This window comes from Streptomyces sp. NPDC091292 (genome assembly GCF_044757265.1).
Taxonomy (GTDB): domain Bacteria; phylum Actinomycetota; class Actinomycetes; order Streptomycetales; family Streptomycetaceae; genus Streptomyces.
The window spans coordinates 365,018-379,025 of sequence record NZ_JBIVUQ010000002.1 but is presented as its reverse complement, the minus strand read 5'-3'; the positions used below and the strand labels follow the sequence as shown (position 1 = coordinate 379,025).

The following is a 14,008-nucleotide window of genomic DNA, read 5'->3' as shown; positions in this document are numbered from 1 at the left end:
GCTGTGAGTGGTCACGGCGACGAATCCGCAGTCGTCCGCACCACCAGCTTGCCGACGTGGTGCCCCTTCTCCAGGTCGCGGTGCGCGTCGGCGATCTCGTCGAGCGCGTAGACGTGGATCGGACCGAGGGTCAGATCGCCGGTCGCCACGCGGTCCAGGCAGCGTTGCAGGACCGGCGCGGGCAGATCCGCCGCGTCACCCGCGTACGCGGTGAGTCGCACACCGCTCGGCAGATACGACACGGGATAGAAGTCCTTGACGATCCACTGGTTGGACAGCATGCCCGTGAAACAGACCGTGCCGTGGACGCGTGTGGCCGCGAGGGTGTCCGGCAGCGTCGGGGTGCCGACGAGTTCCAGCGCGCCGTCGACCCCGTCGGGGAACACCGCCCGCACCTGGTCCGCGACCTTCCCGTCGTCCAGGAGCGGATGGTCGACTCCGTGCGCGGCGAGGAAGTCCAGGCGGGCCGGGTCGCGTGTGGTGGCGAGCACGGTCGCGCCCTGGTCCTTCGCGAGCGCCGCCGCGGCCAGGCCGAGCGCGGAGGTGCCGCCGCGGATGAGCAGGGCCTGTCCGGCGTGCAGGTCGAGGCCGGTGGTGAGCGAGCCGTACGCGGTCTGAAGGGTCTCCGGCAGGGCGCCGAGCACGTCCCAGGGCAGCGCGGAGCGGAACGGCACGATCTGGGTGCGGGGCACCACGGTGTATTCGGCGTAGCCACCGTCGAAGACGCGGCCCATGCCGCCCATCAGGGCCGCCACCTGCTGCCCCGGCTCCAGTAGGCCGTCCGGGTCGGTGTCCACGACGCCGACCGCCTCGATTCCCGGTACGCGGGGAAAGGTGACGCCCTCCGCCAGGCCGAGGCGGGTGTGCAGCTCGGACCGGTTCAGACCGAACGCCTCCACCTTGATCCGGACCCGGCCGGGACCCGGTTCGGGCATCGGAATCCGCCGTACGCGCAGGGCCTCGGGGGGTCCCGGTGCGTCGAGGACCACGGCCCTCATGGTGCCGGCCACTGTCGCCATCGCCAGCTCCTCCGTTCTGTGCGGCGGATGCCGTACGCACCACGGCCCACCGCCGTTTCAGCCTACGAGAAGCGCCGCGACTTCGGCGGCCACGCGGACCGGCCCGACGGTCACGCGTCCAGGGCCGCCATCGCCGCGTTGTGGCCCGGGATGCCGCTGACCCCGCCGCCGCGTACCGCTCCGGCGCCGCACAGGAGGACGTTCGCGTGCCGGGTCTCGACGCCCCAGCGGCCGGTGCCTTCCTGGGCGTAGGGGAAGGCGAGGTCGCGGTGGAAGATGTTGCCGCCGGGGAGCCGCAGGTCGCGTTCGAGGTCGAGTGGGGTTTTCGCCTCGATGCAAGGGCGGCCGTCGGCGTCCGTGGCGAGGACGTCCTCGACCGGTTCGGCGAGATGTGCGTCGAGCGCGGCCAGAGTGGACTTCAGGAGCGCGGCGCGTGCGGCGTCGTTGTCGTCGCGGAACAGCCGGGCAGGGGTGTGGAGGCCGAAGAGGGTGAGCGTCTGGTAGCCGCGCTCGACAAGGTCCGGGGCGAGGATCGTCGGGTCGGTCAGCGAGTGGCAGTAGATCTCGGACGGCGGCACGGCGGGCAGTTCACCGGCGGCGGCCTGGCCGTACGCGGACGCCAACTGGCCGTACCCCTCGGCGATGTGGAAGGTGCCGGCGAACGCCTCGCGCGGGTCGACGGACGTGTCCCGCAGCCTCGGCAGCCGCTTCAGCAGCATGTTGACCTTGAGCTGCGCGCCCTCGGCGGGGGGCGGTGGCTCCTCGCCGAGCAGGGCGGACAGGTCGCGTGGGGACGCGTTGACGAGGACGTGGCGTGCGGCGACCCTGCCCTCGCCGGACGCCGTCGTGAAGGTCACATCCGCGCGCTGTCCGTCGGTGTCGACGCGGGTCACCTCGTGCCCGGTGACGATCTCGGCGCCCGCCGTGCGCGCCGCGTCGGCGAGGGCATCCGTGAAGGCGCCCATGCCGCCGACGGGCACGTCCCAGTCGCCGGTGCCGCCGCCGATCACGTGGTACAGGAAGCAGCGGTTCTGGCGCAGCGACGGGTCGTGGGCGTCGGCGAAGGTGCCGATGAGCGCGTCGGTGAGGACGACCCCGCGCACCAGGTCGTCGCGGAAGGTGTCCTCGACGGCGACGCCGATCGGGTCCTCGAACAGGGTCTGCCAGGCCCGGTCGTCCGCGACGCGTGCGCGCAGCTCGTCGCGGGTGGGCAGCGGCTCCGTGAGCGTGGGGAAGACGCGTTCCGCGACGCGCCGGGTCATGTCGTAGAAGGCGAGCCAGGCGTCGTACTCGCGGTCACCGCCGGTCAGCCGCGCGAAGGAGGCGCGGGTACGGTCCGCGCCGCCGCCGACGAGCAGCCCGGTCGGCCGGCCGTCCCGCTCGGTGGGCGTGTACGAGGACACGGTCCGTTTCCTGACGTGGAAGGTGAGCCCGAGGTCGTCGACGATCTTCCTGGGCAGGAGGCTCACCAGATACGAGTAGCGCGAGAGGCGCGCGTCCACGCCGGGGAAGGGCCGCGTGGACACGGCGGCGCCTCCGGTGGCGGGGAGCCGTTCCAGCACCAGGACCGTGCGGCCGGCGCGGGCCAGATAGGCGGCGGCCACCAGACCGTTGTGGCCACCACCGACGATCACGGCGTCGTACGCGTCTTGAGCAGGCATGGTTCTTGGTAACACGTGGAGTCGGGCGAGGCCAGGGGCACCCGTCACGGGCTCCCTCCGGTCAGGCTCCGCGCCGGCGGCGGGTCGCCACCATCCGGTACAGCTCGACCGCTTCCTCGCCGCGTCCCAGCTGCTCCAGGCAGTGCGCCTCGTCGTTGCGGGCGGCCAGCGCGTCGGCGTGGTCGGGGCCGAGGACCCGCTCGCGGGCGGCGGCCACCCGGCGGTACTCGACGAGGGCGTCGGCCCAGCGGCCCAGCCAGCCCAGTGCGACGGCGACCTCGCGGCGGCTGACGAGGGTGTCGGGGTGGTCCGCGCCGATGACCCGCTCGCGGATCGCGGACACGTCGCGGGCCTCGGCGAGCGCTTCCTCCCAGCGGGCCAGCCGTCCCAGGTTCACGCCCAGGCCGTGCCGGGCCCGCAGGGTCTCGGGGTCCGCGGGGCCACCGATGCGGGCGCGGTCCGCGACGAGACCCCGGTACACCGTCAGGGCGTCCGCGCTGCGCCCGAGCCGCCCGAGACTGATCCCGACCTCGTACCGCGCGGCGAGCGTGTCCGCGTGGTCGGGCCCCAGGGACCGGCCGCGCGCGTCGGCGACCTCGCGGTACGTCTCCAGGGCCTCGGTCCAGCGCCCCAACTGGCCGAGCGCGTAAGCGACTTCGTACCGGGTCACGAGGGTGTCGGGGTGGTCGGCGCCCAGGACGCGGGCGCGCGCCGCCGCGACCTCGGTCGCCATGCGGTACGAGTCCTCCAGGCGGCCGAGGCGGCTCAGGTTGAACGCGAGGTTGTGGCGGCAGCGCAGGGTGTCCGGGTGGTCGGCGCCCATGACGCGCTCCCGGGCGGCGAGCACGGAGGTGTACACCTGGTGGGCGTCGAAGTGGCGGTCGAGCTGCCCGAGGACGTACGCCATCTCCTGGCGGGCGGCGAGGGTTTCGGGGTGGTCGGCGCCGAGGACCCGCTCGCGGCCTTCGGCGACCCGCCCGTACTCGCGCAGCGCGTCGGACGCGCGGCCCGTGCGGCTGAGGGTGAAGCCGACCTCGTAGCGGCTGGCGAGGGTGTCGGGGTGGTCGGGGCCGAGGACGTGTTCCCGCTCGGCGGCGACGGCGCGGTGGACCTCTCCGGCCTCCGCCCAGCGGCCGAGGCGGCCGAGGCTGAGGCCCGCGTTGTGCCGCGAGACGAGGACGGCCAGGGTCTCCGGTGACGGTGTCGGCCGCTCCGGCGGAGCGGGCAGCGCGGTGCGGCGGGTGTCGGCGCGCGGGATCCACTCGCCGGTGAGTCCGGCGGCCGGGTCGGGCGGCGTCAGCCGCAGTGCGGCGCCTGTCGCCTTGTGCCCGGTGGTCATCCCCCGCGTCCAGGACGGCAGCCGCGGCTCACGGGACGGCGGCTGTTCGGGGCGGTGCGCCGGTCCCGTACCGACCGGGGGGCTCGTCACCGTAGGAACGTACGTCCCGGCGGTGCGGCCCGCGCCGATCCGGCGGCCGAGTTCGCGGGCGTCGACGGGGCGCGCCGCCGGCTCCTTCGCGAGGAGGTCGAGGATGATCCGCTCGACGTAGCCGGGGAGTTCGGTGCGGTGGCGGCGGGGCGGCTGCGGTGGGGTGTCGCGGTGGCCGACGAGGACGGCCCAGGCGTCGTCCTGGTCGAACGGCGGGGCGCCCGTGGCGATTTCGTACAGTACGCAGCCGAAGGAGTAGAGGTCGCTGCGCTGGTCGACCTCGGCGCCGCCGATCTGCTCCGGCGACATGTAGTGCGGTGTGCCCATGGCGATGCCGGTGCCGGTCAGGCGGGAGGTGAATCCGATGTCGTGGCCGAGCCGGGCGATGCCGAAGTCGCAGATCTTCACCGTGCCGTCGGCCAGCCGCATGATGTTCGCGGGCTTCAGGTCCCGGTGCACGATGCCCTGTTCATGGGTGTAGGCGAGGGCGGCGGCGACCTGGTCGGCGATGTCGACGACGTCCTCGACGGGCAGCGGGCGGTTCCTGTTGTCCTCCAGGAGTTGGCCGAGGTTGCGCCCTTCGAGGAGTTCCATCACGAGGAACAGCACGCCGTCGGACTCGCCGAAGTCGTGGACGACGGTGACGCCCCGGTGCTGGAGGGACGCGGCGACCCGCGCCTCACGCCGGAAGCGCTCGCGGAGCACGCCGGTGAACGACGGGTCGTGGTGCGGGTTCAGCGGCTTGAGGCATTTGACGGCGACGCGACGGCCCAGCGACTCGTCCCGCGCACGCCACACCTCGCCCATGCCGCCGCGCCCGATCAGTTCGAGGAGCCGGTAGCGGCCCTGGATCAGCCTGCTGTCCCCCATGTCCCGCCGTCGCCCTCCCCTTACTAGGTCGTGTCTGACGGATCTCCGTGGCGTCGCGACGCCCGGCACGCACTCTCGCCGCACCGCACGAAAGCCCACGTAGCGCCTCCCCCAAGGTCTTGAGGACCAGGGGGGACCCCCATCGAGGACTTCCGCGCGGCACACCGAGAGCACGCACCGAACGCCGCTCCTTCACCCACGGATATCCGTCAGACACGACCTACGCGCCCACCCCTGGCCTGTCCAGTATGGCGGCCTACGTGCCGAGTTTGAACGGGGCCGGGCGGCCAAGGGGGCCGAGCCGTGACATCGCCCGCACAATGTCCGGGTGCGGCAATCACCGGCACCGCTCGCGCCGGAGCCGAGCAGGAGGGCGAACGCAGCGAGAAGGGTTCAGTTCTTCAGGCCGTAGAAGTGCACCGGTGTGTTCGGCCGGAAGCCGATGCGGGGATACACGGGCGCTCCGGCCGCGGTCGCGTGCAGGGTGGCGCGGATCAGGCCGGAGGACTTGGCGCCTTCGTGCAGGGCTTTCCGCGTCACCGCCTCGCCGTACCCTCTGCGCTCCCATTCCGGCGCGGTGGCGACGAGTGCGACGAAAAGACGGCCTTCCGCTTCGACCGTTCCCGCGCACGTCACCGGGGTGCCGTCGCGCAGCCCCAGATAGGCATGCACCTGGTTCTTCCACAGCGTGGACCCGAGGAGCCCGTCGCGGCCGTGTTCCAGCGGGAATCCGTAGGCGCGGGAGTTCAGGTCCGCGTACGCCCGCAACTGTTCGTCGGTGGTCACGCGTGCGAACGTCAGATCGGGGTGGGACGGTTCGGGGACGGGGAGGAAGTCCCCGGCCATGCCGGTACCGGAGAAGGCGTACTCCAGGCCCGCCTTCGCGGTCGCCGCCCGCATTCCTGCCCGTGCCTCGTCGGTGAGAAGGTCCTCGAAGAGCCACAGGAACCCGGGGTGCGTCTTCGCGCGCATGATGTCCACGGACCGGCCCAGGCGTTCTTCGACGAGCGCCGGGCCCGCGTCGACATCGGTCAGGGTGACGCAGTTCCAGAAGGGGAAGCGGCAGTCGGCCCAGCGGACGGCGATGCCCGGCAGGTCGCGCACATCGGCATCCCCGTCCCGGTCCAGCACCATGGCCCGCCAGACCACGGCCAACTGCTCCATCGATTCGACCGACTCCGCACGACCCGTCACCAGAACTCCTTGAGGGCTGAAGCTTGAAGAACGCGCGTCCAGTAATACTCCTCCTGGCCACACCTTCGCTCGCCGCCGCGCCCCTCGAACCACCCCGGCGCCAGGCCACTTCAGCACGCGTGCCGGTACGGCGGTCAACGGCGTACGCGGGGCATTCCCAGGCCGATCCAGGAGATGATCTCGCGCTGGATCTCGTTGTTCCCGCCGCCGAAGGTGAAGATCACGGCGGAACGGTAGCCGCGCTCCAGTTCGCCGTGCAGGACGGTGCCCGCCGAGCCTTCCTTGAGTCCGCCGGCGGCGCCGACGATCTCCATGAGCCAGGCGTACGCGTCCCGGCGGGCCTCGGAGCCGTACACCTTCACGGCGGAGGCGTCCTGCGGGGTGAGGGTGCCTTCCTGGACGGCGTTCACCATCTGCCAGTTGAGGAGTTTCATCGCGTCGAGCCGGGTGTGGGTCCGGGCGAGGCTCCGGCGGACCCAGGCGAGGTCGATCACGCGGCGGCCGTCGGTGAGTTTGGTGTCCATCGCCCAGCGCTGGACGTCGTGGAGGGCTCGGATCGCCATGGTGCCGTGGGCGGCGAGGGTGACGCGTTCGTGGTTGAGCTGATTGGTGATCAGACGCCATCCCTTGTTCTCGTCGCCGACGCGGCGCGAGGCGGGGACGCGGATGTTCTCGTAGTAGCTGGCGGTCGTGTCGTGCGAGGCGAGGGTGTTGATGAGGGTGCAGGAGTAGCCGGGGTCGGACGTCGGGACGAGCAGCATGGTGATGCCCTTGTGCGGCGGCGCGTCGGGGTCGGTACGGACGGCGAGCCAGACCCAGTCGGCGGTGTCGCCGTTGGTCGTCCAGATCTTCTGGCCGTTGACCGTGTAGTGACCGGTGGTCTCGTCGCCCTCCCTGACCGCACGGGTCTTGAGCGCCGCGAGGTCCGTACCGGCGTCGGGCTCGCTGTAGCCGATGGCGAAGTCGATCTCGCCGGTGAGGATCCTCGGCAGGAAGTACGCCTTCTGCTCGTCGGTGCCGAACCGCATGATCGTGGGGCCGACGGTGTTCAGCGCCATCAGGGGCAGCGGTACGCCCGCCTGGGCGGCCTCGTCGAAGAAGATGAACTGTTCCATCGGCGACAGGCCCCGCCCGCCGTACTCCTCGGGCCAGCCGACACCGAGCCAGCCGTCGGTGCCGAGCCGGCGGATGGTCTCACGGTAGAACCGCTTCTGCGCCGCCGGATCCTCGTAACGGGCATAGGCGTTGTCGGGCACCAGTTCCGCGAAGTAGGCGCGCAGCTCGACGCGCAACCGCTGCTGTTCAGGCGTGTATTCGAGATGCACGGCGCCTCCTGGCTGTCGCTGGCTCGCTGACCCGGACCTGACGGCACCCGGACCTGACGGCGCACACAGTAGAACGCGTTTCAGAAATTAGGAATGCCGGTGACAGGAACGGGCCGGTGGCGTCGCGCGGTCCGCGATGCCACCGGCCCCTGGAGGTGGGGAGGGAGTGTCAGCCGTTTCCCAGCTTGAAACCGACACCGCGCACGGTGACGATCCAGCCACTCCCGCCGAGCTTGCCGCGCAGACTGCTGACATGGGTGTCCACGGTGCGCCGGGACCAGGAATCGCCCCACACCTGCTGGAGCAGCCGCTTGCGCGGAATCACCGTGTCCGGATGCGAGGCGAGCACACAGAGAAGATCGAATTCCTTACGGGTCAACTCGACTTCCCGGCCGTCGACACTGACTTCGCGGGAACTGACGTCGATGAGCAGATCGCCGTGCAGGATCTGTTTGGCGACGGACCGCTGGGACCGGACCCGGCGCATGACGGCCTCGATACGCGCCATCAACTCACGGAAGCCGTAGGGCTTCACCACATAGTCGTCGGCGCCGGCCTGGAGCCCGAGCACACAGTCCAGCTCCGAGCCCCGGTCGGTGACGACGATCATCGGGATACAGCTGACCGAACGGATGACCTTGCAGACCTCCAGGCCGTCCAGATCGGGGAGTTCGAGAGTGAGCAGCACCAGATCGACGTCCTCGTGCGCACCGAGCGCGGCACTGCCACGCTCCACACTGCCGACCTCGTGACCGTGCCGGCGCAGGCCGTCGACCAGGGATCTGGCATCGGCCGCGTCACTCTCGACCACCAGGATCCGCCAGCCACCGGACGGCGTGGGAACCGTCCTTGCCGGTCCCGGCATGTCCTCCACCACGGCCTGCGGACCCCGTGGATCGCGTTGAGCGGGTATGTGAGACTCCAGCAGCGCCTCTGTCGAGCACTGAGACATGTTCTCCCCCGGCTAGTTCAGTTCATGATGCGACGCCGAACTCGTCCACGAACCTACAAACCGGCAGTACCGAATTCAAAGAGTATTCGGGTAAATAGCCTGTTGCAGTCATATGAAGCTACACTCCGTAAACAGAGGCATGAACCAGCCCGCAATCATTTGACAGAGATGCCCGTTTACACAGGGGTGTCGGGGTGGCGGCGAGCGGCACCCCGTACCGGCGCCGGGTCTCTTATACGGAACTCGGTCCGGCTTCGCGCAACGGCTTGAGGGCCCCTGCCCACGCGATGATCTCGTCCAGCATCTTCAGCAGCGCCGGCTCCTGATGCTCACCGGGCGTCAACACCCCGGGATCGGTCGGGTCGGTGAGGTCGCTGAACGTGAACTCGGTGAAGACGGGCAGCGCGACCTGGCTCGCCACGGTCGCGATCTTCACCTCGCCCAGAATCAGCCGCAGATGCTCCACGGCGCGCGTGCCGCCGTGCACTCCGTAACTCACGAAGCCCGCGGCCTTGTTGTGCCACTCGCCGTACAGGAAGTCGATCGCGTTCTTCAGTGCGGCGGGCACGGAGTGGTTGTACTCGGGCGTCACGAAGACGAAGCCGTCGAATGAGGCGATCGTCTCGGACCAGCGCCGGGTGTGCTCCTTGCCGTACTGGCCGAAGGCCGCGGGCACCGGCTCGTCCAGGAGCGGCAGCCCGAAGTCGGCGAGGTCCACCACCTCGGTGGTCACCTCGCCGGACTTGACGGCGGGGTGGCGGCCCGCGGCCTCGTCCACCCAGCGGGCGACGGCGGCACCACGGCGGCCGGGCCGCGTGCTGCCGAGGATGACGGCGATCCGTGTCATGAGGAGTCTCCTTGGTCGATCGGTACGGAGGATGGGCCGGTACGGAAGGGCCGGTGGTGCGGGAGGTCGATCGGTCACGGCTGCGTCCATTTTCATCGGACAGGCTGTATTTCACCGGACAGATTGTCTTTCACACGACGCCGTGTCAAGCGAATGCTAGGATCCGGCCGTGACCCCCCGGAAGTACGAGCAGCGCCTGCGGGCGCAAGCGGCCGACGAGACCCGTCGGCGCATCCTGGACGCGCTGTACGAGCGGCTGCGCGACGCACCGTCGGAGCAGGTGAGCCTCGACAAGGTGGCGCGACTGGCCGGGGTCTCCCGCTCGACGGTGTATCTCGTGTTCGGCTCACGCACCGCCCTGTTCGACGCGCTCGGCGCCGATCTGCTGGTCAGGGGCGGCTTCCAGGGCCTGGTCGAATCGGTGCTCCAGCCGGACGCGCTCGCCGGGCTGCGCGAGGGCCTGCGGGGCGGGGTGTCTATGTACGCGGCGCACCGGGATGTGATGCGTGCGCTGTATTCGATGGCCCAACTGGACGCGGATGCCGTGGGCGGCGCGGTGCAGCGGATGGAACGGGGTCGGGCCTCCGGCATGGACGGGCTCGCCGAGCGGCTGGCCGGGCAGGGCGTACTGCGCGAGGGAGTCACGGCGGACGACGCGTCGACCGTGCTGTGGCTGCTGTCGAGCTTCGACAGTTTCGATCTGCTGTACACGGGGCGGGGGTTGACGGCGGATCAGGTCGCGGAGTCGCTGGTGAGGGCCGCGGAGCGGGCTTTGTGTCGGTGACGGGGTCCGTTCGGTAGGACGTGGCGGCGGGGTGGCGGCGCCCGGCGTCGGCGGGGGCAGGCAGGGGGTGCCCGGCACGTGACGGCCGGGCCGGGGTCAGCCTCCGGTGCGGGTGTGGGTCCGGTCGTCGGCGACGAGGACGCGGCGCAACAGCTCGATCAGGGTGCTGCGTTCGAGTGAGGTGAGTTCCCCGAGGAAACCCTCCTGGGAGCGCTCCGCCACATCGAGGAGCTGCCTCTGAAGGCGCTCGCCCTCCGGAGTGAGGGCCACGAGCTGGCGGCGGCGGTCCGCCGGGTCACGGGTGCGGCGGACGAGGCCGCGCTCCTCCACGAGGTCGAGATAGCCGACGAGATGGCTGCGGTTGAGGCCGAGCCGGTCGGCGAGCACATGCTGCGGCAGGGGCCCGAAGTCGGCGAGGGCGGTGAGCGCCGCGAAGTGAGGAAGCCTCAGATCATGCTCGGCGACGGCCGAGATCAGCACGTCATGCCCTATCCGGGCGACATGGCTGACCAGGTACGACGGCAGCGCGAGCAGGCTCGGCGGGCGCAGCTCGGTGTCCGGGGCCGCCGGGGCCCCGGTCCCGGTGGCGGCGGGGCGGTCCGGGCCGCAGGCGTCGGCGTCAGCTTCGTCGGCTTCGTTCATGCGTCCAGCATAGCCCGAGATACTCTCTGGACGTAAGGATGTCGGCGTGTAATGATTTCGAGGTGACATTAATTCGGCCTCGGTCCGACGTCTGTCGTCGTGCCGTGCTGCCCGCTCCCCGGAGGACCGCTCCATGACCGACTCACCGACCACTCCGGCGGCGACGCCGACCGCCGCGGAGCCACGCGGCGTCGCCGCACCGTTCGCGGCGCTGCTGGTCGCCGTGCTCTCCTTCTCGCTGATGCAGACGATGGTCGTGCCGGCGCTGCCCGACCTTCAGCGGGAGTTCGACACCAGCACCACCGTCGTCTCCTGGGTGCTGAGCGCCTTCCTGCTGTCCGCGTCCGTCGCGACCGCGCTGCTGGGCCGGGTCGGCGACATGTTCGGCAAGCGGCGGGTGCTGATCGCCAGCCTGACCGTGTTCGCGATCGGCACCCTGCTGGCCGCGCTGTCGACGTCCATCGGCATGCTGATCGCTGCCCGCGCCGTCCAGGGCGTGGGCTCCGCCGCCTTCCCGCTGGCCTTCGGGATCGTGCGCGATCAGTTCCCGCGTGAGCGGGTGCCGGTCGCGATCGGACTGATCAGCTCGACGTTCGGGATCGGATTCGGTGTGGGCCTGGTGGTGCCGGGGCCGATCGTCGACGCGCTGAGCTGGCACTGGATCTTCTGGTTCGGGCTGATCGTGATCGTCCTGGGCATCCTCGCGGTGGCCGCGTTCATCAAGGAGTCCCCGGTCCGCTCGCCGGGCCGTATCGACTGGGCGGGCGTGGCACTGCTCAGCGCCGGTGTGGTGGCGCTGCTCCTCGCCATCAGTGAGGGCAAGTCGTGGGGCTGGGCCTCGGCGGGTGTGATCGGGCTGTTCGTGGCGGCCGTGGTGCTGCTCGCGGTGTTCGTCGCCGTGGAGCGGCGGCTGTCCGCGCCGCTGATCGACATCGAGCTGCTGCGCCGCCCGGCGGTGGCGACCTCCCATGTCACGGCGCTGATCATCGGCTTCGGTATGTACGGCGCGTTCACACTGGTGCCGCTCCTGGCCCAGACGCCGACCGAGGCGGGGTACGGATTCGGTGCGTCCGTCACGGAGTCCGGGCTGTTCATGGTGCCGATGGCGGCGACCATGCTGATCGCGAGTCCCCTCGCCGGGCGGATCGGTGCGGCCGTCGGCTTCAAGCTGCCGCTGGTCCTGGCCTGCCTGATCGGCGTGGTCGGCTTCGCGATCTACGCGGGGGCGCATGACACCGAGTGGGCGATGTACGTCGGGTCGGCGGTGCTCGGTATCGGTGTCGGCTTCGCCTTCGCGGCCCTCGCCAACCTCGTGGTGGGAGCGGTCGATCCGCGCCAGACGGGCGAGGCGACCGGCATCAACACGATCATGCGGACCATCGGCGGTTCCCTGGGGGCGCAGATCGCCGCTTCGCTGGTGGCGTCGAAGACGATCTCCGGCACCAGGTTCCCCGCCGAGTCCGGGTACACGACGGCGTTCGTGATGTCGGCCATCGCCCTCGGTGTCGCCACGCTGGCGGCGCTCGCCGGACCGGGCCGGCTGCTGGCCTCGTCCGCCAAGGCGCCCGCATCCGGGGCCCCGGCCCGGACCAGCGGTTCGGCGACGGGCTGAGGAGCACCGACCATGCCTGACTACGGACACGATCTGCTCTTCGGCGCCGTCCTGATGCCGTCGGCCGGGCAGCCGCTCGACGCGGTCGCGATGGCCCAGCTCGGGGAACAGGCCGGACTGGACCTGATGAGCGTGCCGGACCACCCGTATCAGCCGGGGTTCCTGGACGCGTGGACGGTGCTGGGCTTCATCGCCGCCGCCACGTCCCGCGTCCGGGTCTTCCCGAACGTCGCCAATCTGCCCCTGCGCCCACCCGCCGCCCTCGCACGTACGGCGGCGAGCCTCGACCTGCTGAGCGGCGGGCGCGTCGAACTGGGCCTGGGCGCGGGTGCGTACTGGGACAACATCGCCGCGGAGGGCGGGCCGCGTCGTACCCCCGGTGAGGCGGTCGCCGCGACCCGCGAGGCCATCGACGTCGTCCGCGCGCTCTGGGCACCCGGCCGCCGGGTGCGCCTCGACGGCAAGCACTACGGGCTGTACGGCGCCGCTCCGGGCCCTGTTCCCGCGCATGACATCGGGATCTGGATCGGTGCGGTGGGTCCGCGGATGCTGCGGCTGGTGGGGACGGCGGGCGACGGCTGGCTGCCGAGCGTGCCGCATGTGCCTCCGGTGCGGCTGGCGGCGGGGCACCGGATCATCGACGAGGCGGCGGCCGAGGCGGGTCGTCCACCGGGGGCGGTGCGACGGCTCTACAACCTCTCGCCCGGCGCGGGCGGCGGGTTCCCGGAGGGCTCGCCCGGCGATTGGCCCGAGCAACTCGCCGCGCTCGCTCTGGAGCACGGCACCAGCGCGTTTCTGCTGCCCGCCAACTTCCCGGATCTGCTCCAGGTCTTCGGCGAGGAGGTGGCGCCGGCCACGCGGGAACTGGTCGCGGCGGAGCGGTCCGGCGGGAGCGGTCCCGAGACACCGCGCGGCGAGCGGGAAACGGTGCGTGCGGCGGCGGGGCACGGCAAGGGGGCGGGGACGGACAAGGCTGCGGCGGTGAGTACGGGTGCGGGGGCCGGGCCGTCTGCGGGCGGCGACGGCTCCGGTGGGCGCCGGCTCTCCGTGGAACCCACACCGGACCCGGGCCTGCGGCGCAGCTCCGTACGGCTCTGGGAGGAGTCGGACCGTCCCAGCGGGCCGCCCGCCGATCCGCAGCGGCGGTACTCCCGCCGGCAGGAGGAGCCCGCCCGGAATCTGGTCGCCGCGCACGACCAGCTCCGGGCTGATCTCACCCGGCTGCGCGAGGTCGTGGACCAGGTGCTGGCGGAATCGCTCGATCCGGGTGAGGCACGCGCACAGCTCCAGGAGTTGAGTCTGCGTCAGAACACCTGGGCGCTGGGCGCGTACTGCGCCTCGTACTGCCGGATCACCACCGCCCACCACTCCCGGGAGGACGTCGACCTCTTCCCTCATCTACGCCGCCTGGACGAACGCCTCGGCCCGGTGCTCGACCGGCTGACGGAGGAGCACCACGCGATCCATGGCGTCATCGAGCAGTTGGACCGGGAACTCGTGGCGGCGGTGAGCGACGAGGGCGGAGCGCTCGGGCGGATGGAGGGTCTGCGGGCGGCGGTGGACCTGCTGACCGATGCGCTGCTGTCACATCTGGCCTACGAGGAGAGGGAGTTGATCGAGCCCATGGCCCGGTTCGGGACGGGGTGGTAGGGCGTTCACCAGCCACGCCTCAC

Annotated in this window: 11 protein-coding genes; 3 read left to right on the top strand and 8 right to left on the bottom strand. The window is 71.2% G+C overall.

Annotated elements, in window-relative coordinates:
- Positions 1-11: 11 nt before the first annotated feature.
- The 7 genes from ACIQNU_RS09800 to ACIQNU_RS09770 all read right to left on the bottom strand — a co-directional run bounded on the left by ACIQNU_RS09800 (position 12) and on the right by ACIQNU_RS09770 (position 9,297).
- Positions 12-1,019, bottom strand: a complete 1,008-nt coding sequence (locus tag ACIQNU_RS09800) for a zinc-binding dehydrogenase (RefSeq protein WP_401363444.1) — start codon at positions 1,017-1,019, stop codon at positions 12-14.
- A gap of 110 nt (positions 1,020-1,129) precedes the next feature.
- Positions 1,130-2,680: a phytoene desaturase family protein gene (locus tag ACIQNU_RS09795; RefSeq protein WP_401363441.1), complete on the bottom strand. Its 1,551-nt coding sequence runs from the start codon at positions 2,678-2,680 to the stop codon at positions 1,130-1,132.
- 61 nt (positions 2,681-2,741) lie between these two features.
- Entirely contained in the window at positions 2,742-4,979 is a 2,238-nt protein-coding gene (locus ACIQNU_RS09790) for a tetratricopeptide repeat protein (protein WP_401363439.1), read from the bottom strand.
- A 393-nt stretch (positions 4,980-5,372) separates the two neighbouring features.
- The gene (locus ACIQNU_RS09785; protein ID WP_401363438.1) at positions 5,373-6,173 is read right to left on the bottom strand and encodes a GNAT family N-acetyltransferase; all 801 of its coding nucleotides are present in this window, start codon (positions 6,171-6,173) and stop codon (positions 5,373-5,375) included.
- Between the two features lie 134 nt (positions 6,174-6,307).
- Positions 6,308-7,498, bottom strand: coding sequence for an acyl-CoA dehydrogenase family protein (locus ACIQNU_RS09780; RefSeq protein WP_401363435.1), 1,191 nt, complete (start codon positions 7,496-7,498; stop codon positions 6,308-6,310).
- 169 nt (positions 7,499-7,667) lie between these two features.
- Complete coding sequence (locus ACIQNU_RS09775; protein ID WP_401363432.1) at positions 7,668-8,363, bottom strand: response regulator transcription factor; 696 nt, start codon at positions 8,361-8,363, stop codon at positions 7,668-7,670.
- A 319-nt stretch (positions 8,364-8,682) separates the two neighbouring features.
- Complete coding sequence (locus tag ACIQNU_RS09770; protein ID WP_401363429.1) at positions 8,683-9,297, bottom strand: NADPH-dependent FMN reductase; 615 nt, start codon at positions 9,295-9,297, stop codon at positions 8,683-8,685.
- 169 nt (positions 9,298-9,466) lie between these two features.
- On the opposite strand from ACIQNU_RS09770, the gene ACIQNU_RS09765 reads away from it, so the two are divergent.
- Entirely contained in the window at positions 9,467-10,081 is a 615-nt protein-coding gene (locus ACIQNU_RS09765; RefSeq protein WP_401363426.1) for a TetR/AcrR family transcriptional regulator, read from the top strand.
- Positions 10,082-10,177: 96 nt separating this feature from the next.
- On the opposite strand, the gene ACIQNU_RS09760 is transcribed toward ACIQNU_RS09765, so the two are convergent.
- Complete coding sequence (locus tag ACIQNU_RS09760; RefSeq protein ID WP_401363423.1) at positions 10,178-10,723, bottom strand: MarR family winged helix-turn-helix transcriptional regulator; 546 nt, start codon at positions 10,721-10,723, stop codon at positions 10,178-10,180.
- A gap of 133 nt (positions 10,724-10,856) precedes the next feature.
- Here ACIQNU_RS09760 and ACIQNU_RS09755 point away from each other — a divergent pair, with 133 nt between their 5' ends.
- Positions 10,857-12,335: an MFS transporter gene (locus tag ACIQNU_RS09755; protein ID WP_401363420.1), complete on the top strand. Its 1,479-nt coding sequence runs from the start codon at positions 10,857-10,859 to the stop codon at positions 12,333-12,335.
- A gap of 12 nt (positions 12,336-12,347) precedes the next feature.
- Positions 12,348-13,985, top strand: coding sequence for an LLM class flavin-dependent oxidoreductase (locus ACIQNU_RS09750; protein WP_401363417.1), 1,638 nt, complete (start codon positions 12,348-12,350; stop codon positions 13,983-13,985).
- Positions 13,986-14,008 lie beyond the last annotated feature (23 nt).